Origin of the sequence: Microbispora catharanthi, from assembly GCF_006334915.2 — a bacterium.
GTDB lineage: Bacteria > Actinomycetota > Actinomycetes > Streptosporangiales > Streptosporangiaceae > Microbispora > Microbispora catharanthi.
In genome coordinates this window covers 139,493-155,614 of record NZ_VDMA02000007.1, presented here as the reverse complement: position 1 = coordinate 155,614, position 16,122 = coordinate 139,493, and the positions used below count along the sequence as shown (strand labels likewise).

At 72.5% G+C, this 16,122-nt stretch carries 13 protein-coding genes; 8 read left to right on the top strand and 5 right to left on the bottom strand.

What is annotated here, in order from left to right; translation table 11 throughout:
* Nucleotides 1-5 precede the first annotated feature (5 nt).
* The 3 genes from FH610_RS15345 to FH610_RS15335 are packed head-to-tail and all read left to right on the top strand — an operon-like array spanning nt 6 to nt 3,461.
* Nucleotides 6-1,556: a sugar ABC transporter ATP-binding protein gene (locus FH610_RS15345; protein ID WP_139575105.1), complete on the top strand. Its 1,551-nt coding sequence runs from the start codon at nt 6-8 to the stop codon at nt 1,554-1,556.
* Nucleotides 1,549-2,499: an ABC transporter permease gene (locus FH610_RS15340; RefSeq protein WP_139575104.1), complete on the top strand. Its 951-nt coding sequence runs from the start codon at nt 1,549-1,551 to the stop codon at nt 2,497-2,499. Before FH610_RS15345 ends, FH610_RS15340 begins: the two co-directional genes overlap by 8 nt.
* A complete protein-coding gene (locus tag FH610_RS15335; protein ID WP_139575103.1) occupies nt 2,496-3,461 on the top strand; it encodes an ABC transporter permease in 966 nt (321 codons plus the stop codon). The genes FH610_RS15340 and FH610_RS15335 overlap by 4 nt, the downstream gene beginning before the upstream one ends.
* Before the next feature lie 151 nt (nt 3,462-3,612).
* Here FH610_RS15335 and FH610_RS15325 read toward each other — a convergent pair whose 3' ends face one another.
* Entirely contained in the window at nt 3,613-4,065 is a 453-nt protein-coding gene (locus tag FH610_RS15325; RefSeq protein ID WP_139575102.1) for a winged helix-turn-helix transcriptional regulator, read from the bottom strand.
* Nucleotides 4,066-4,156: 91 nt separating this feature from the next.
* Between FH610_RS15325 and FH610_RS15320 the strand changes: the two genes are divergently transcribed.
* Nucleotides 4,157-4,750, top strand: coding sequence for a dihydrofolate reductase family protein (locus FH610_RS15320; RefSeq protein ID WP_139575101.1), 594 nt, complete (start codon nt 4,157-4,159; stop codon nt 4,748-4,750).
* A gap of 51 nt (nt 4,751-4,801) precedes the next feature.
* Here the strand turns inward: FH610_RS15320 and FH610_RS15315 are convergent, their stop codons facing one another.
* A complete protein-coding gene (locus tag FH610_RS15315; protein ID WP_139575100.1) occupies nt 4,802-7,048 on the bottom strand; it encodes a glycoside hydrolase family 3 C-terminal domain-containing protein in 2,247 nt (748 codons plus the stop codon).
* A gap of 176 nt (nt 7,049-7,224) precedes the next feature.
* Nucleotides 7,225-9,582: a beta-xylosidase/alpha-l-arabinosidase gene (locus FH610_RS15310; protein ID WP_139575099.1), complete on the bottom strand. Its 2,358-nt coding sequence runs from the start codon at nt 9,580-9,582 to the stop codon at nt 7,225-7,227.
* Nucleotides 9,583-9,889: 307 nt separating this feature from the next.
* Here FH610_RS15310 and FH610_RS15305 point away from each other — a divergent pair, with 307 nt between their 5' ends.
* Nucleotides 9,890-10,933: a LacI family DNA-binding transcriptional regulator gene (locus FH610_RS15305; protein WP_139575098.1), complete on the top strand. Its 1,044-nt coding sequence runs from the start codon at nt 9,890-9,892 to the stop codon at nt 10,931-10,933.
* A 491-nt stretch (nt 10,934-11,424) separates the two neighbouring features.
* Here the strand turns inward: FH610_RS15305 and FH610_RS45195 are convergent, their stop codons facing one another.
* Entirely contained in the window at nt 11,425-11,772 is a 348-nt protein-coding gene (locus tag FH610_RS45195; protein ID WP_276607668.1) for an SDR family NAD(P)-dependent oxidoreductase, read from the bottom strand.
* Here FH610_RS45195 and FH610_RS15295 point away from each other — a divergent pair.
* The gene (locus FH610_RS15295; RefSeq protein WP_139575096.1) at nt 11,721-12,980 is read left to right on the top strand and encodes an MFS transporter; all 1,260 of its coding nucleotides are present in this window, start codon (nt 11,721-11,723) and stop codon (nt 12,978-12,980) included. The two genes, FH610_RS45195 and FH610_RS15295, sit on opposite strands and share 52 nt — an antisense overlap.
* Before the next feature lie 9 nt (nt 12,981-12,989).
* On the opposite strand, the gene FH610_RS15290 is transcribed toward FH610_RS15295, so the two are convergent.
* Nucleotides 12,990-13,625 carry a class I SAM-dependent methyltransferase gene (locus FH610_RS15290; RefSeq protein ID WP_139575095.1) on the bottom strand — a complete coding sequence of 212 codons (636 nt, stop codon included), beginning with the start codon at nt 13,623-13,625 and terminating at the stop codon, nt 12,990-12,992.
* 234 nt (nt 13,626-13,859) lie between these two features.
* Between FH610_RS15290 and FH610_RS15285 the strand changes: the two genes are divergently transcribed.
* Nucleotides 13,860-14,555: a peroxiredoxin gene (locus tag FH610_RS15285; RefSeq protein WP_139575094.1), complete on the top strand. Its 696-nt coding sequence runs from the start codon at nt 13,860-13,862 to the stop codon at nt 14,553-14,555.
* Nucleotides 14,556-14,720: 165 nt separating this feature from the next.
* A complete protein-coding gene (locus FH610_RS15280) occupies nt 14,721-16,073 on the top strand; it encodes a D-arabinono-1,4-lactone oxidase (protein WP_240808983.1) in 1,353 nt (450 codons plus the stop codon).
* Nucleotides 16,074-16,122: the final 49 nt, after the last annotated feature.

Here is a 16,122-nt window from a genome sequence, read left to right as displayed (position 1 = left end):
ACTCATTGAGCCAGTCCGTTGCACCGGTGCTCGAGGCCAGGCAGATCAGCAAGCGCTTTCCCGGCGTGGTGGCCCTCGACGGGGTGTCCATCGCCCTCCTCCCCGGCGAGGTGCACGCCCTCGTGGGCGAGAACGGCGCGGGCAAGTCCACGCTGATCAAGGTCTTCACCGGTGTCCACCGCCCGGACGGCGGCGAGCTGATCTACAACGGTTCGCCGGTGGCCTTCGGGACGCCGCTCGACGCCCAGCGCGCCGGGATCTCGACCATCTACCAGGAGGTCAACCTCGTCCCGATGATGAGCGTGGCCCGCAACCTGATGCTGGGGCGCGAGCCGCGCGGCCGCCTGGGCGTCATCGACACCGCCAGGATGTACGGCGAGGCGGAGCGGATCCTCGCCGGATACGGCGTCGTCACCGACGTACGCCGCCCGCTGCGCACCCTCGGAATGGGCGTCCAGCAGATGGTCGCCCTGGCCAGGGCCGTGGCGATCGACGCCCGCGTGGTCATCATGGACGAGCCCACCTCGTCGCTGGAGCCGCGCGAGGTCGAGACGCTGTTCTCGGTGATCAGGAAGCTCAGGGACGACGGCATCGCCGTCGTCTACGTCAGCCATCGCCTCGACGAGCTGTACGAGGTGTGCGACCGGGTGACCGTGCTGCGTGACGGCCGGGTCGCGCACACGGGCCCGCTCGCCGAGCTCGAACGGCTGAAGCTCATCGCCCTGATGCTGGGCCGCGACCTCGACGAGGTCAGGACCGGCGGCCTGACCAGGTTCTCCCGTGACCGCCGCCACGCCCGGGAGCGGGACGGCGCCGCGCCCGCCGTACGGGCCGAGGGGCTGACCCGGCGGCAGGTGCTGCGCGGGGTGGACGTCGCGGTGTGGCCGGGGGAGGTCGTCGGCCTCGGCGGGCTGCTGGGAGCGGGCCGAAGCGAGACGGCCAAGGGCATCGTCGGCGCGCTTCCGCTGGACGCGGGCCGGGTGCTCGTGGGCGGCCTGCCTCTGCGCACCGGCTCGACCACGGCGGCGATCAGGGCCGGGGTCAGCCTGCTGCCCGAGGACCGCAAGGCCGAGGGCATCATCCCGGCGCTGTCGGTCAGGGAGAACATCGCGCTCGCCGCTCTGCCGTCGCTGTCGCGCGCCGGCGTCGTCTCCGACGCGAAGATCGACAAGGTCGTCGAGGTCTTCATGCGCCGGCTCAGGATCAAGGCGGCCTCGCCGCACCAGCCGGTGCAGGAGCTGTCCGGCGGCAACCAGCAGAAGGTCCTGCTCGCGCGGTGGCTCGCCATCCGGCCGAAGATCCTCCTGCTGGACGAGCCCACCCGCGGCATCGACGTGGGCGCCAAGGCCGAGGTGCAGGCACTCGTGGACGAGCTGGCCGAGGAGGGCCTGGGCGTGTTACTGATCTCGTCTGACCTGGAGGAGCTGGTGGAGGGCGCCGACCGGATCCTGGTGCTGCGCGAGGGCGCCGTCGTCGGCGAGCTGTCCGGCGACGACGTCACGGAGGACAAGATCATGGCGTCCATCGCCGAACGAGGAGCGGAGTCCGATGGCTGAAGCGGTCGCACCGCCCGGGCGGCGGGTGCTCGCCTGGGCCCAGGAGTACGGCGTCTACGCCGCGGTCGGCGTCCTCCTGCTGTTCAACGTGCTGTTCACCCCCCACTTCCTCGACGTGGCGAACTTCCGCACCCAGCTCGTGCAGGTCGCCCCGATCGTGATCGTGTCGCTCGGCATGGCGCTGGTCATCGGCACCCAGGGCATCGACCTGTCGGTCGGCTCGGTCATGTCGCTGGCCGCCGCCCTCGTCGCCCTCTACCTCGGGTACGGCGCGTGGCCCGCGCTGCTGGTCGCCCTCGTCGGCGGCGCGGTGGCCGGGACGGCGGGCGGCGCGCTGGTCGCCTACGTCGGCGTGCAGCCGATCGTGGCCACGCTCGCGCTGCTGGTCGGCGTCCGGGGCCTGGCCAACGTGCTCGTGCCGCAGCTCGTCGAGTTCCGCAACCCCGACCTGATCGCGCTCGGCAGCAGCTCGCTGTCCGGCGTGCCGGTCATCGTGGTCATCGCGGCCGTGCTGACCCTGCTGATGGCGTTCCTGGTCCGCAGGACGACGTTCGGCAGGCAGGTGGTCGCGATCGGCGGCAACCGCGCGGCCAGCGAGCTGTCCGGGCTGCCCGTCCGCCGGGTGCTGCTGCTGGTCTACGTGATCTCCGGGGTGCTGGCCGCGCTGGCCGGGGTGCTCGCGACCGCGCGGCTGCAGGCGAGCGATCCGACCTCGCTCGGCCTGTTCATCGAGCTGTCGGCCATCACGGCGGTGGTGGTGGGCGGCACGCCGCTGAGCGGCGGACGGATCCGGGTGCTCAGCACGGTCATGGGCGCGCTGCTCATGCAGCTGCTGTCGGCCACTCTCATCAAGCACAACCTGCCGCAGTCGTGGACGCAGATCGTGCAGGCGGTCATCATCCTGGCCGCCGTTTACGCCACCAGGGAGCGAGGAACCCGATGACCGGATCGCCCGGACGCGAGCAGGTGAGCCGCGTCCTCCAGCAGCACGGCGCGCTGATGGTGCTGGCGGCGCTGGTGGTCGTCGGCAGCGTCGCCTTCGACTCCTTCGCCACCGCGGGCAACGCCGCAAGCGTCCTCGTCTCCTCCTCCTTCACCGCGATCATCGCCATCGGCATGACCTTCGTGATCATCAGCGGCGGCATCGACCTGTCGGTGGGGTCGCTGTTCGTGTTCGGCGGGGTCCTCGCGGCGTACGGCTCGCAGTATGGGTTGTTCGTCGCGCTGGTGCTGCCGCTCGCCGCGTGCGGGCTGGTGGGGCTCCTCCAGGGGCTGCTCATCGCCAGGACGGGGATGGCGCCGTTCATCGTCACCCTGGCCGGGCTGCTGGGCGTGCGCGGGCTGATGCTGGCGATCTCCAACGAGGGCGCCACGACCTACCTCGTGAAGGACTCGGCGTTCGCGCGGCTCGGGCAGGGCGGTGTGTTCGGCCTGACCTGGCCGGTCTACATCACGGCGCTCCTCGCGGTGGCCGCCATGGTCCTGCTCCAGCGGACGGCCTTCGGCCAGAACGTCTACGCGGTCGGCGGCAACGAGCCGGGGGCCGCGCTGATGGGCGTGCCGGTGGCCCGGACGAAGGTCTACGTCTACCTCATGTCGGGCCTGCTCGCGGGCCTCGCGGGGGTGCTGAACGCGGCCCGGCTCTCCTCCGGCGTCACGATCCTCGGCATCGGCCTGGAACTCGACGTGATCGCCGCGGTGGTGATCGGCGGCACGCTGCTGACCGGGGGAGCGGGCGGCATCACCGGCACGATCGCCGGCGTGCTGCTGCTCGGGGTGATCCAGAGCCTGATCAACCAGGTGGGCAACCTGACGTCGGCCTTCCAGCAGGTGGTCAGCGGCCTGTTCCTCGCCCTGGTCGTGGTGGCCCAGCGGCTGCTCGGCAGAGCCCAGCGGCTCGGCTGACCGGCCTGCCTGCCCCGGCTCGTACCGCAACTGCCCGAGCCCGTACGCCGCGAGCGCGCGGACATGAGCCGCCTGCTCATCGTGCACGTGCCGGCCGAACACGAACGCGTGCTGCACGAAGGAGGCGACCCCGTCCGCGGGCCCGCCTCGGTCAGACGGCCGCGCCCGGGCCCGGCAGCGGATCCACGTCGCCGCCGTGCATCGGCTCGCCGCAGTGGGCACAGCGCAGCTCGGCATGGCTGATCTCACCGCACGCGTGATGGCGGTAGAGCACCGGAGGCCCGGCCTCGCCCGCGAGCCATCGGTCCCCCCAGCTGGTCATGACCATGAGCAGGTCGACCAGCTCGGCGCCCTTGGTCGTCAGGTGGTACTCGTAGCGCGGCCGCCGGTCGTAGGGGCGGCGCTCGAGCACGCCCTGGTCGACGAGGTAGGTGAGCCGCTCGGTCAACACCTTGCGCGAGATCCCGAGGTCGGCCTGGAGCTGGTCGAACCGAGTCATGCCCACCCACACATCGCGCAGGATCAGCGGCGACCACGGCTCTCCGATCACGTCGAGGGTGCGCGCGATGGAACAGGCCATCTCCCCGAACTTCGTGCGTTGCATGAGAACAGTCTAGCAATCGGAGTTCCCTCAAGGAACTTGGGCTGTTACTCTCATGGAGTCTCTTCAGGGAACTCAAAAGGGAGTCGGCGAGATGAGCAAGGTCTTCAGCGCCCACGCGGTGTCGGTCGACGGTTACATCACCGGGCGCGACCCGGGCGCCGGGCGCGGGCTGGGCGACGGAACGACGCTGTTCGACTGGTACTTCGACGGCGACACGCCCAGCGGGGTGTTCGACGGGTTCACGTTGAGCGGGCCCAGTGCCCGGATCTTCGACACCCTCGCCGGACGTGTGGGTGCGGTCGTGGCAGGGCGCAACACCTACGAGGACTCCGACCGTTTCGGAGGCGGCAGCCCGCACCCGATGGCCCGGCTGTTCGTCCTCAGCCATCGGGCGGCACCCGAGATCGGCGAGACGCAGACCCTGATCACCACCGGCATCGAGGACGCGGTCGCGGCGGCACGCGAGGCCGCCGGGGGCAAGGACGTCGCCCTCATGGGCGGCGGCGTGCTGACGTCCGCGCTGGAAGCGGATCTGGTCGACGAGCTGATCCTCCACCAGGTGCCCGTTCTGCTGGGCGCCGGTCACCGCTTCTTCCAGGAGCTCCCGAAGCACGTGCGGCTCCGTCTGCTGGAGGCCGTCCCGGCCCCCGGCGTGACCCACCTCCGCTACGAAGTGGCCCGATGACCCTCGTAATCACCGTTCAATCCGCTTCAGCCCACACCGACGCCCGCCGGCTCACGCCGCGGCGCCGTCCGACCCGCCCAGTTCCACCAGTTCCCGAAGGGTCGCGTGGGGGATGTCGATGCCGGCGAAGGTCAGGAACCGTCCCATCGGCATCGACGAGGCCATCCGCAACCCGTTCTCGTCGTCCTCCTCGGGCCGCGCGCCCTTCCCGCCGCTGAGGACCCGCAGGAGAGCCGGCCCGGCGAGCGGGTGCGAGAGCCACTCGCCGAGCGTCGAGTCGAGCGACACCACGGGGACGAGGGAGTCGCCGTCGAGACTGATCGTCGTCTCGGCGACGACGGACGAGGCGTTCTCGCCGATCTGGATCGTGTAGTCGCCCTGCGCGACGACCCACCGGCCGAGCGGGACGTCGTAGTACGCGAACGCCCGCCGGTCGAGAGGAAGGGTGATCGTGCGCGACTCGCCGGGGGCGAGGGAGACCTTCCTGAAGGCCCGCAGCTCCCGAACGGGCCGCCGTACGGGACCCGCGGCGGTGGACACGTAGACCTGCACCACGTGCTTGCCCGGCCGATCGCCGGTGTTGGTCACCCTCACGGTGACGGTGGCCCTGTCGTCGCCCGTGCGAACGACCGTGAGGCCGCCGATCGCGAACGTCGTGTAGCTCAGGCCGTGGCCGAACGGGTAACGCACGGGCAGCTCGACCGTCTCGTAGTAGCGGTAGCCGACCATGACGCCCTCGCCGTAGCGCACGTGCCCGGCCTCGCCGGGGAAGTTGAGGTAGCTCGGCGTGTCCTTCAGCCGCATCGGGATGCTCTCGGCGAGGCGCCCGGAGGGGTTCACGACGCCGAAGAGGAGGTCGGCGACGGCGGAGCCGCCCGCCTGGCCGAGCAGCCAGCCCTCCAGCACGGCGTCCACGTCGTCGTGCCAGCCCTCCAGAGAGACGACGCCGCCGTTGGACAGGACGACCACCGTACGGCGGGCCGCGGCGGCGACGGCGCGGATCAGCTCGACCTGGACGGCGGGCAGGTCGATCGTCTCCCGGTCGAAGCCCTCCGACTCCTCCCGCTCGCCCAGGCCGGCGAAGACGACCGCGACGTCGGCGGAGGCGGCGGTCTCGGCCGCCGCCTCGCGAAGCTCCCGCGCGTCGCCCGATCCGTCCAGCGAGAACCCCTGGGCGTAGGCGACGTCAGGGGCGAGGGCGCGGATCGCGTCGAGCGCCGCGTCGACCCGGGTGGCGTTGATGTGGGAACTGCCGCCGCCCTGGAACCGGGGCCTGACGGCGAACTCGCCGATCACGGCGATGCGGGCTTCCGCCGAGAGGGGGAGCGTGCCGTCCTCGTTCTTGAGCAGCACGGCGCATTCGGCGGCGAGTTCGCGGGCGAGCGCGTGGTGGGCGTCGGTCTCGAACGCGCCGGAGACGCCGCCGCGGCGTTCGGTGAGGGCGACGACGCGGCGCACGCTCGCGTTCACGACGGCCTCGTCGAGGTCGCCCGCGCGGACCGCGTCCACGATGCGCCGGTCGCTCGCGCCGCCGGTCCCCGGCATCTCGAGGTCCAGTCCCGCGGCCAGCGCGGCGACGCGGTCCTGGACCGCGCCCCAGTCGGAGACGACCACGCCGGTGAAGCCCCACTCGCGGCGCAGGACGTCGGTGAGCAGCCACCGGTTCTGCGAGGCGTGGACGCCGTTGACCCGGTTGTAGGAGCACATCACGGTGGCGGGCCTGGCCTGGGTGACCACCCGCTCGAACGCGGGGAAGTAGATCTCGCGCAGCGTGCGCTCGTCCACGTCGGCGCTGACCCGCATGCGCTCGGTCTCCTGGTTGTTGGCGGCGAAGTGCTTGACCGACGCGCCGGGTCCCTCGGCCTGCAGCGCGGCGACGTGCGCCGCCGCCAGGACGCCCGAGAGCAGGGGGTCTTCCGAGTAGTACTCGAAGTTGCGCCCGCACAGCGGCGAGCGCTTGATGTTCACGCCGGGGCCGAGCACGACCGCCACGCCGAGGGCCCGGCCCTCCCTGCCGACGGCGGCGCCGATCCGGGCGGCCACTTCGGGGTCCCAGCTCGACCCGACCGCCGCCGCGGGCGGGAAACAGGTGGCGGGGATGCTCTCGTTGATGCCGAGGTGGTCGGAGCCGCCGGCCTCGCGGCGTACGCCGTGCGGCCCGTCGCACAGCGTGATGGACGGAATCCCGGCCTCCTCAAGCGGCTTGGTCGTCCAGAAATCCCGGCCCGACAGCAGCGAAGCCTTCTGCTCCAGGGTGAGCGCGTTGAGCGCGAGCGCGTCGAGGTCGGTCCGGGCCATCGGGGAGGCTCCTTTCACGGGGGTGGTTCACATTGTTTCCTGCCCCAGAGGGGAGCAGCGGCGGACAGGAGCGGTGGGGCATGTCTTCCCCCGGCCGGGGGCTCGGGGGTCGCCGAGCGCGGCGGCGGGAGGCGGTGCGGCGGGCGGCCCGGCCGCCCGCCGCACGCGCGTCACGGTCAGGAGGCCGGTTCCGGCACCCGCGCGTGGGTGGTGAGCCGCCGGGCCCGGCCGAGCACGACGGTGTCGCCGGTCAGCAGGATCTCCGATCGCAGGGGGCGATCGGCGGCGGACGGGCCGGCGGTGAGCGCGATGACGCCCGGTTCGACGATCCTGCGCAGGCCGGGGTCGGTGTAGGAGAAGGCGTCGGCGGGGATCTCGAAGACCACTTCGCGGGTCTGTCCGGGCGCGAGCGGCACCCGGGCGAAGCCGACGAGCTGCGCGACGGGACGGGCCACCTGCGCCACGGGGTCGGAGGCGTACAGCTGCACGACCTCCTCCGCCGCCCTGGCGCCGGTGTTGGTGACGGTCACCCGCGCCTCGACCGTGCCGTCCGTGGGGCACCGATCCGCCGAGGTCGCCATCGCGTCGTAGGTAACCGTCGTGTACGACAGCCCGTGGCCGAAGGGGAAGGCCGGGGTCGGGTCGGACACGGAGATGCCGTCGGTGCGCAGCCCCAGGGGCGGCTGCAGATAGGTGGAGGGGTTGACGAAGGGGGATCCGGGGATCTGGACGGGCAGGCGGCCCGAGGGCTCGACCCGGCCGCTGAGCACCCCCGCGATCGCCGTGCCTCCCTCCACGCCCGGCAGGAACGCCTGCAGCGCGGCGGCGGCACGGTCGGCGTAGGCGCCGATCGCGTACGGGCGGCCGGACACCACGACCAGGACGGCCGGCGTGCCGGTGGCCAGGACCGCCTCGACCAGCTCCGGCTGGACTCCGGGCAGGGCGAGGTGGGCGGCGTCGCAGCCCTCGCCGGAGGTGCCGTTGCCGAACAGCCCGGCCCGGTCGCCGACGAACAGCAGCACGAGGTCGGACTGTCCGGCCAGGGCGGCGGCCTCGGCGATGCCCGAGGTGTCGTCGCCCGACACGTCGGTGCCCCGCGCGTAGTGCAGGTCGGCGTCGGGGAACTCGGTCCGCAGGAGGTCCAGGACGGGCGCGATGGGCAGGCCCATGCCGTGGTCGGGGAAGCGGTCCAGGACGTGGTTGGGGAAGGCGTAGCAGCCGAGCAGGGTCTGCGGGTCGTCGGCGCACGGGCCGATGACGGCGATGCGGGCGGTCGTCCCGGAGGCCAGCGGCAGCGCGCCGGTGGGGTTGCTCAGCAGCACGACGGAGCGTTCGGCGACGGTGCGGGCCAGGTCGCGGTTGCGGGGGCTGTCCAGGTCGACGTCGCCGGCGTCCTCGGGGACGAGGGGGCCGTCGCCGAGCAGGCCGAGCTCGATCTTCTGCCGCAGCACCCGGCGCACGGCCTCGTCGACCAGGGCCTCCTCCACGTGGCCGGCCCGCACCTGCTCGACCAGGCGGGTGCCGTAGCCGACCGTCTCGGGCAGTTCGACGTCGATGCCCGCGCGCAGCGCGATCGCGCCGGCGTGCGCCTCGTCGGCGGCGACGTGGTGGTTCATGGCCAGGAACGGCACCGCCCAGTAGTCGGCCACGACCGTGCCGTCGAATCCCCACTGGTCACGCAGCACCCCGCGCAGCAGGCCGGCGTTGGCGCCGACGGGCACGCCGTCGATGTCGGTGTAGGAGTTCATGACGGAGCGGGCGCCGCCGTCGCGAATCGCCGTCTCGAACGGCGGGAGGATGACGTCGGCCATCTCGCGGGGGCCGATGCTGACCGGGGCGTGGTTGCGGCCCGCCCGGGAGGCGGCGTATCCGGCGAAGTGCTTGAGCGTCGCGATGATCCCGGCGTTCTCCAGGCCGCGCACGTAGGCCGCGCCGATCTGACCCACCAGGTAGGGGTCTTCGCCGAGGGTCTCCTCGACCCGGCCCCACCGGTAGTCGCGCACGACGTCGAGGACCGGCGACAGGCCCTGGTGGACGCCGACGGCGCGCAGGTCGTCGCCGATGGCCACGGCCATCCGCTCCACCAGCGCGGGGTCGAAGGTCGCGGCCCAGGCCAGCGGGGTGGGGTAGGCGGTCGCGCCGTAGGTGGCGAACCCGGTCAGGCACTCCTCGTGCGCGATGGCGGGGATGCCGAACCGGTTGGCCGCGATCACCTGCTCCTGCAGCTTCCGCAGCCCGGCCGCCCCCTCCGCCGGGCTCACCGGCGCCGTGCCGTACACCCGGGTCAGATGGCCGACCCCGTCGCGCATCCGGTCGGCGAGGTCCGCGCCGTCCTTCATGAACAGGTCCTGCAGCGGCGCGACGTTGCCGCCTGTCCCCTCCGAGCCGGCGGGCGAGATGTCGACCCACACCGATCCGAGCTGGGCGACCTTCTCCTCCAGCGTCATCTCGGCCAGCAGCGCGTCCACGCGCTCGTCGAGAGGCCGGTCGCCGTCCCGCCAGGGCGCGAGCCCCGGCGCGTCTACGAATGTCATGACATCCCTTGCTTGTCGATCCGTCGCGTGGGCCTCGGCCCCGGAAGACGCCGTACGGGACCCAGGTGACGATCGGCCCGGCCGTACCCGCGCCGCGGCGGCGGCAGACGGCGGTACGCGAGCAACCGCATCGAGCGCCCCCTGCTCATCCGAACTGTCGTCTGAAACTGTGGTCCGAAAGTTTCCGAATCAGGACCGATAGTTTATGTGGACTCTAGGCCGGGGCGTTGGAGGCCGTCAAGGATCGGGCGGTGAGACATCCGAAACATTCGGGTTCGTGTCCGAAAGTTCGGGCTAAACTGCGGCCATGACGACGACCAGGGAGCCGACACCGCCGGACCGCACGCCCTCCCGGCCGCTGACCATCGCCCAGATCGCCGAGCTGGCGGGGGTGTCCCCCGCGACCGTCTCCAAGGTCGTCAACGGCAGGTCCGAGGTCGCCCCCGAGACCCGCGCCCTGGTCGAGGACCTGATCCGCGAGCACGGGTACCGCCGGCAGAAGAAGCGCCCCACCGCGGCTCCTCTCATCGAACTGGTCTTCAACGAGCTGGAGGGCGCGTACGCGATGGAGGTCATCAAGGGGGTCGAGCAGGTGGCGCGCGAGCACGGCCTCGCGGTGGTCGTCTCCGAGTTGCAGGACCACCACCCTCCCGCCAGTGGCTGGATCGAGGGGGTGATAGGCCGCCGTCCCTACGGCGTGATCGTGGTCTTCTCCGGCCTCACCCGGGCCCAGCACGAGCAGCTCAGGACCCGGGACATCCCCGTGGTGCTGGTCGATCCCACCGGCGATCCCGGGCACGAGCTGCCCTCGGTGGGCGCGGGCAACTGGAGCGGCGGTCTGTCGGCCGCGCGCCACCTGCTGGAGCTGGGACATCGGCGCATCGCCCTCATCACCGGTCCCCCCCACGCCCTCTCCAGCCGCGCGCGGCTCGACGGGTTCCGCGCGGCCATGGACGCCGCGGGCGTGCCGACGGATCCGGAGCTCGTCCGGCAGGGCGACTTCAGCGCGGAGGACGGCCTGGCGAACGCCCGCTCCCTGCTCGCGCTGCCCCGGCCCCCGACCGCCGTGTTCGCCTTCAACGACGCGCAGGCCATGGGCGTGTACCAGGCGGCCCACGAGATGGGGCTGCGCATCCCCGACGAGCTGAGCGTGGTCGGCTTCGACGACCTGCCGATGGCGCAGTGGCTCATCCCCGCGCTGACCACGGTCCGCCAGCCGCTGACCGAGATGGCCGCCGCGGCCACGACCATGGTGATCGCCATCGCCCGCGGGGAATCCCCGCCGCAGAACCGCCTGGAACTCACCACCGGCCTCGTCGTGCGCGGCAGCACCGCCCCGCTCGTGGCGTGACCTTCTCGTGACCTGAAGTTTCGGAACACAGACAGAAATTCTGGCGCCGGGGCCCTTCCTCCGGCTCCTGGCGCCCGTGGCCGGCGGAGCCGGCCGCGTCCCTGTTCGGCTGAGGCGCGGTGAGGTGCGCCGCGGGTGCGGGCTGTTCGCGCTGGAAGTTCCAGGTTCCATGCCCCGCGAAACCCCCCTGCTGTCATGGCGGGCGAGACGACCGGGCATCCTGGTCCCGACATGCGGGACGTGTGGGCGGTCGCGTCACCGGGCGGACGCGCGTGAGCGCTCAGCCGGTACGGGCCTGTTGACCGGTCCCCCTCCCGGCGCGCATTTCTTGACAGAAACATTCGGCGCAAAGCCTAAATATTTCTGCTGCCGTCGGTGCTCGTCGAGGGGTCCCGAGGGGTGACTCGTCCCCTGTGCGTAGCGAAGGCGGGCGCTCGTCCGCTCGCCGAGTCGTGCGAGCAGGCGAGGGCCGGGCGCCCGCTGGCGTGGGTTTACACGGTCGTCCCGCCCGAGACGTCGAGACGGCGCCCGGTGATATAGCGGCTGTCGTCGGAGGCCAGGAAGGCGACGGTGTCGGCCACGTCCTGCGGGGTGCCCAGTCGCCCGAGGGGCGTCTGCGACGACAGCCAGGCCAGGGCCTCGCCGACCAGGCGTCCTTGGTGCATGTCGGTGTCGATGACGCCGGGGGCCACGATGTTGACCGGAACCGCGGCCCGCTGCGGGCCTCGCAGGCAGCCAGAGTAAAGTACCCCGAATGTTCTATATGCCCAGATCGGCGAGGTAGAGGGTGGCGGGGGTACAGGCAGTTCTGAAGCGTGTCGCCCTCGACACCCGGCCACTGAGCATTCCCGCGTACCGGCGGCTGCTGGTGGGGCAGGGCGTCTCCTTCATCGGCTTCCAGCTCACCTCGGTGGCCGTGAGCGGGCAGGTGTACAACCTCACGGGGTCGTCCCTGTGGGTGGGCCTGCTCGGGCCGGTGAGCCTCGTCCCGCTGGTCGTCTTCGGCCTGTGGGGCGGCGCGGTCGCCGACGCGATGGACCGCCGCCGGCTCCTGCTGGCCGGCTCGGTGGTGGCCTGGCTGTCCACCGTCGCCCTGCTGCTGCACGCCTGGTCGGGGCTCGGCAGCGTCTATCTCATCCTCGGCGTCATCGCCCTGCAGTCGATCGGCTTCGCCGTCACCTCGGCCACGCGCGGGGCGATCATTCCCCGCATCGTGCCCACCGAGCGGGTCCCCGCGGCCAACACCCTCAACTTCCTCGTCAGCAGCATCGGCACGGTGGTCGGGCCGCTGCTGGCCGGGGTGGTGCTCGCCAAGGGCGGGTACGCCACCGCGTACCTCATCGACGCCGTCCTGTTCGGCGCCGGCTTCTACGCGGCCGTACGGCTGCCGACGCTGGCGCCCGTCGGCGAGATCTCCCGGCCGGGCCTGCGCTCGGTGGTCGACGGGCTCAGATACGTGGTGAGCAGGCCCGTCGTGCTCATGTCGTTCGTGGTCGACATCATCGCGATGGCGTTCGCGATGCCGAGGGCGCTGTTCCCGGAGATGGCGGCCGAGCGCTTCGGCGGATCGGCGGTGGCGTTCGGCTGGCTGTCGGCGAGCATCGCCATCGGGGCGGTCGTCGCGGGCGTCTTCTCCGGCTGGGTCGGCCGCGTACGCCGCCAGGGGGTGGCGCTCACGCTCGTGATCGCCCTGTGGGGTGTGACGGTGGCCGCCGCGGCGCTGGCGCAGCCGTTGTGGCTGGTGGTGGCGCTGCTGGCGATCGGCGGCGCGACCGACCTCGCCTCCGCCGTCTGGCGGCAGACGATCCTGCAGACCTACGCCCCGGACGAGATGCGCGGACGCCTGCAGGGGGTGTTCATGGTCGTCGTCGCGGGCGGGCCCCGCCTGGGCGACCTGCGGGCGGGCGCCACCGCGGACGCCTTCGGGCTCGTGCCCTCCTGGGCGGGCGGCGGCCTGGTGTGCGCCCTGCTGGTCCTGGTGACCGGTTTCGGCGTGTCCGCCTTCCGGCGGTACGACGCCCTGGCGAGCCGCCCGGACACCCGCTGAACCCCAGCCTCAGGACCGGGCCTCGCCGCGTACGCAGAAGGAGATGGGGCTGCGGACGCGGGCGGGGAAGACGAAGCGCTCCAGCGACTCGACGGTGAAGCCGGCCGCCTCGACGGCCGCCACGCTGTCGCGGCCCGTGTGGCAGCCGCCGGTCAGGCACGGCCACACGGTCGCGTCCAGCAGGTCCTGCGCCCTGGCCCAGCCCGTGGGCCCGGCGCGGACGTGTTCGAGGAAGCGCAGCCGCCCGCCGGGGACCAGCACGCGGCGGATCTCCCGCAGCCCGGCGACGGGATCGGGCAGCGAGCACAGCACGAACGACACCACCGCCGCGTCGAACCCGCCGCCGGCGGCCGGGAGCCGGTCGGCCAGGCCGGCGACGACCTCGATCCGCGCCCGCGCTTCACGGGCCGCCTGGCGGGCGACCACCCGCAGCCGCGGTTCGGGCTCGACGGCCAGCACGCCGGTGACGGACGGCGGATAGTGGGTGAAGTTCAGCCCGTTGCCCGCGCCGACCTCGATCACCCGGCCCGACAGCCCCGCCACCAGCGCCTCGCGCCGCCCGGACATGCCCTGCCGGTCGAGCACCTGGCTGAACCACGTGTAGAAGCGGGCGAACAGCGGATGGCTGACCCCGGTCGTCGGCATGGCGTCCCCCTTCCCGTCCCTCGTTCATTCCCGCCCGGCGCGGACCCTCATGACCTGCGGCATTACCGAATCGGGGCGAAACAGTCGTGGTCGCCACCGGTCTTCGCGGGTACGGGCCCGGTGGACGACGCGGTGAACGAACGCGTGGACGCCGCGACGAGAGCGGCGCGCATCCGCGCCGGCACTCGCGGGCCGGCCCCACTCCGGGCGGCGTGACGCGGAAAGGAAGCGACCATGACCTCTGCCGCGACCTCTGCGGTGAACCCCACGGCGACGCCGGAGGCGGAACCCACCCGGCTTCCGCTCATCGGCGACAGGGCGCCGGACTTCGAGGCCGAGAGCACCCACGGGCCGGTCCGGCTCGCCGACTACGCCGGGCGGTGGCTGGTGCTGTTCAGCCACCCGGCCGACTTCACCCCGGTGTGCACCACCGAGTTCGTCGCGTTCGCCGAGCTGGCGGAGGAGTTCGCCGCCCGCGACGTCGCCCTGCTCGGCAACTCGGTCGACTCCGTGCACAGCCACCTCGCCTGGACGCGGGCGATCGAGGACAGGCTCGGCGTGAGGATCCCCTTCCCGATCATCGCCGACCTCGACACGCGGGTGTCCCGCGCGTACGGCATGCTCCACCCGAAGGCGTCGGCGACGGCGGCGGTCCGCGCGGTGTTCGTGATCGACCCGGAGTCGGTCGTCCGCGCGATCCTCTACTACCCGATGAACGCGGGGCGGATGGTCCCCGAGATCCTCAGGCTCGTGGACGCGCTGCAGACGGCCGACCGTGACGGTGTCTCCTGCCCGGCCAACTGGCGGCCGGGCGACGACGTGCTGCTGGGCGCGCCGAAGACCCAGGCAGAGGTGGAGGCGAGGCTGGCCGACGAGCGGCTCAAGCTCGTCGACTGGTATCTCGCCAGCCTCCCCGGCCGCGGCGCCTGACCCGTACGCCCCGCAGAGTTCCGGTCAGCGGGAGCGGAGGTCCGCGCGTGCCCAGGACAGAGCCCCTGCCCCGCGACGCCACCGGGAAGGTGAACCGCACGCAGGTGGGCATCTGACGGGCACGCGGGCGCGATGTTCCGGTAGAACTCCTCTGTGACTCATTTGGTGACAAACTGGGCAGGCAACATCACCTTCGGGGCCGCGGCGGTCGAGCGGCCCTCCTCGGTCGAGGAGGTGCGCGCCCTGGTGGCGCGGAGCGAGAAGGCCCGCGTGCTGGGCAGCGGCCACTCCTTCAATCACATCGCCGACTCCCCGGGCGCGCTGATCTCGCTCGACGCGCTGGCGCCGGAGATCGAGATCGACGGCGGGTCGTCCACGGTGCGGGTCGCCGCGAGCGTCCGGTACGGCGAGCTGGGCCGCCGTCTGCACGACAAGGGCTACGCCCTGCCCAACCTCGCGTCCCTGCCGCACATCTCGGTCGCGGGCTCCTGCGCGACCGGCACCCACGGCTCGGGCGACGCCAACGGCGGTCTCGCCACCGCCGTACGCGCGATCGAGATGGTGACCGCGGACGGCGACCTCGTCACGCTGAGCCGCGACGCGGACGGCGACCGGTTCGCCGGGGCCGTCGTCGCGCTGGGCGCCCTCGGCGTCGTCGTCGCCATGACGCTCGACGTCGTCCCGTCGTTCGACGTCCGCCAGCGCGTGTACGAGGGCCTGCCGGCCGAGGTGCTGGACGACCAGTTCGACGCCGTCATGTCCGCCGCGTACAGCGTCAGCCTGTTCACCGACTGGCGGACCTCCCGGATCAACCAGGTCTGGGTGAAGGAGCGGGCCGGCACGGCCGACGCGGACCCCGCCGAGGCGGCGGCGGTGAGCGGGCTCGCGGGGGACGCGGCCGCGGGCGGCCTGGAGGGGGCCACGGCCGCCGGAGGGCTCTACGGCGCCGAGACGGGCGGCGGCTTCTTCGGGGCGACGCCGGCCGACGGCCCGAGGCACCCCGTGCCCGGCATGTCCGCGGTGCACTGCACGGCCCAGATGGGCGTCCCCGGCCCCTGGTTCGAGCGCCTGCCGCACTTCCGGCCCGACTTCACCCCCAGCAGCGGCGAGGAGCTCCAGGCGGAGTACATGGTGCCCCGGCGGCACGCGGCCGCGGCGTTCCGCGCCCTCGACGGGATCCGCGACCGCATCGCCCCGGTCCTGCAGATCTCCGAGATCCGCACGATCGCCGCGGACGACCTGTGGCTGAGCCCGAGCCAGGGCCGCGACACCGTGGCCTTCCACTTCACCTGGATCAAGGACACCGCCGCCGTGACGCCCGTGCTCACCGCGATCGAGGAGTGCCTGGCGCCGTTCGGCGCAAGGCCCCACTGGGGGAAGCTGTTCACCCTTCCCGCGGACGTCCTGCGCTCCCGCTACGAACGCCTGGACGACTTCGCGGCGCTGGCCCGGCACTACGACCCGCGCGGCGTCTTCGCCAACGAGTTCGTCGAGCGGTACGTCCTCGGCCTCACCTGATCGCCGGGTTCGTCCCCTGATGACCGGGTAAGTCCCCGGGGATCAACGG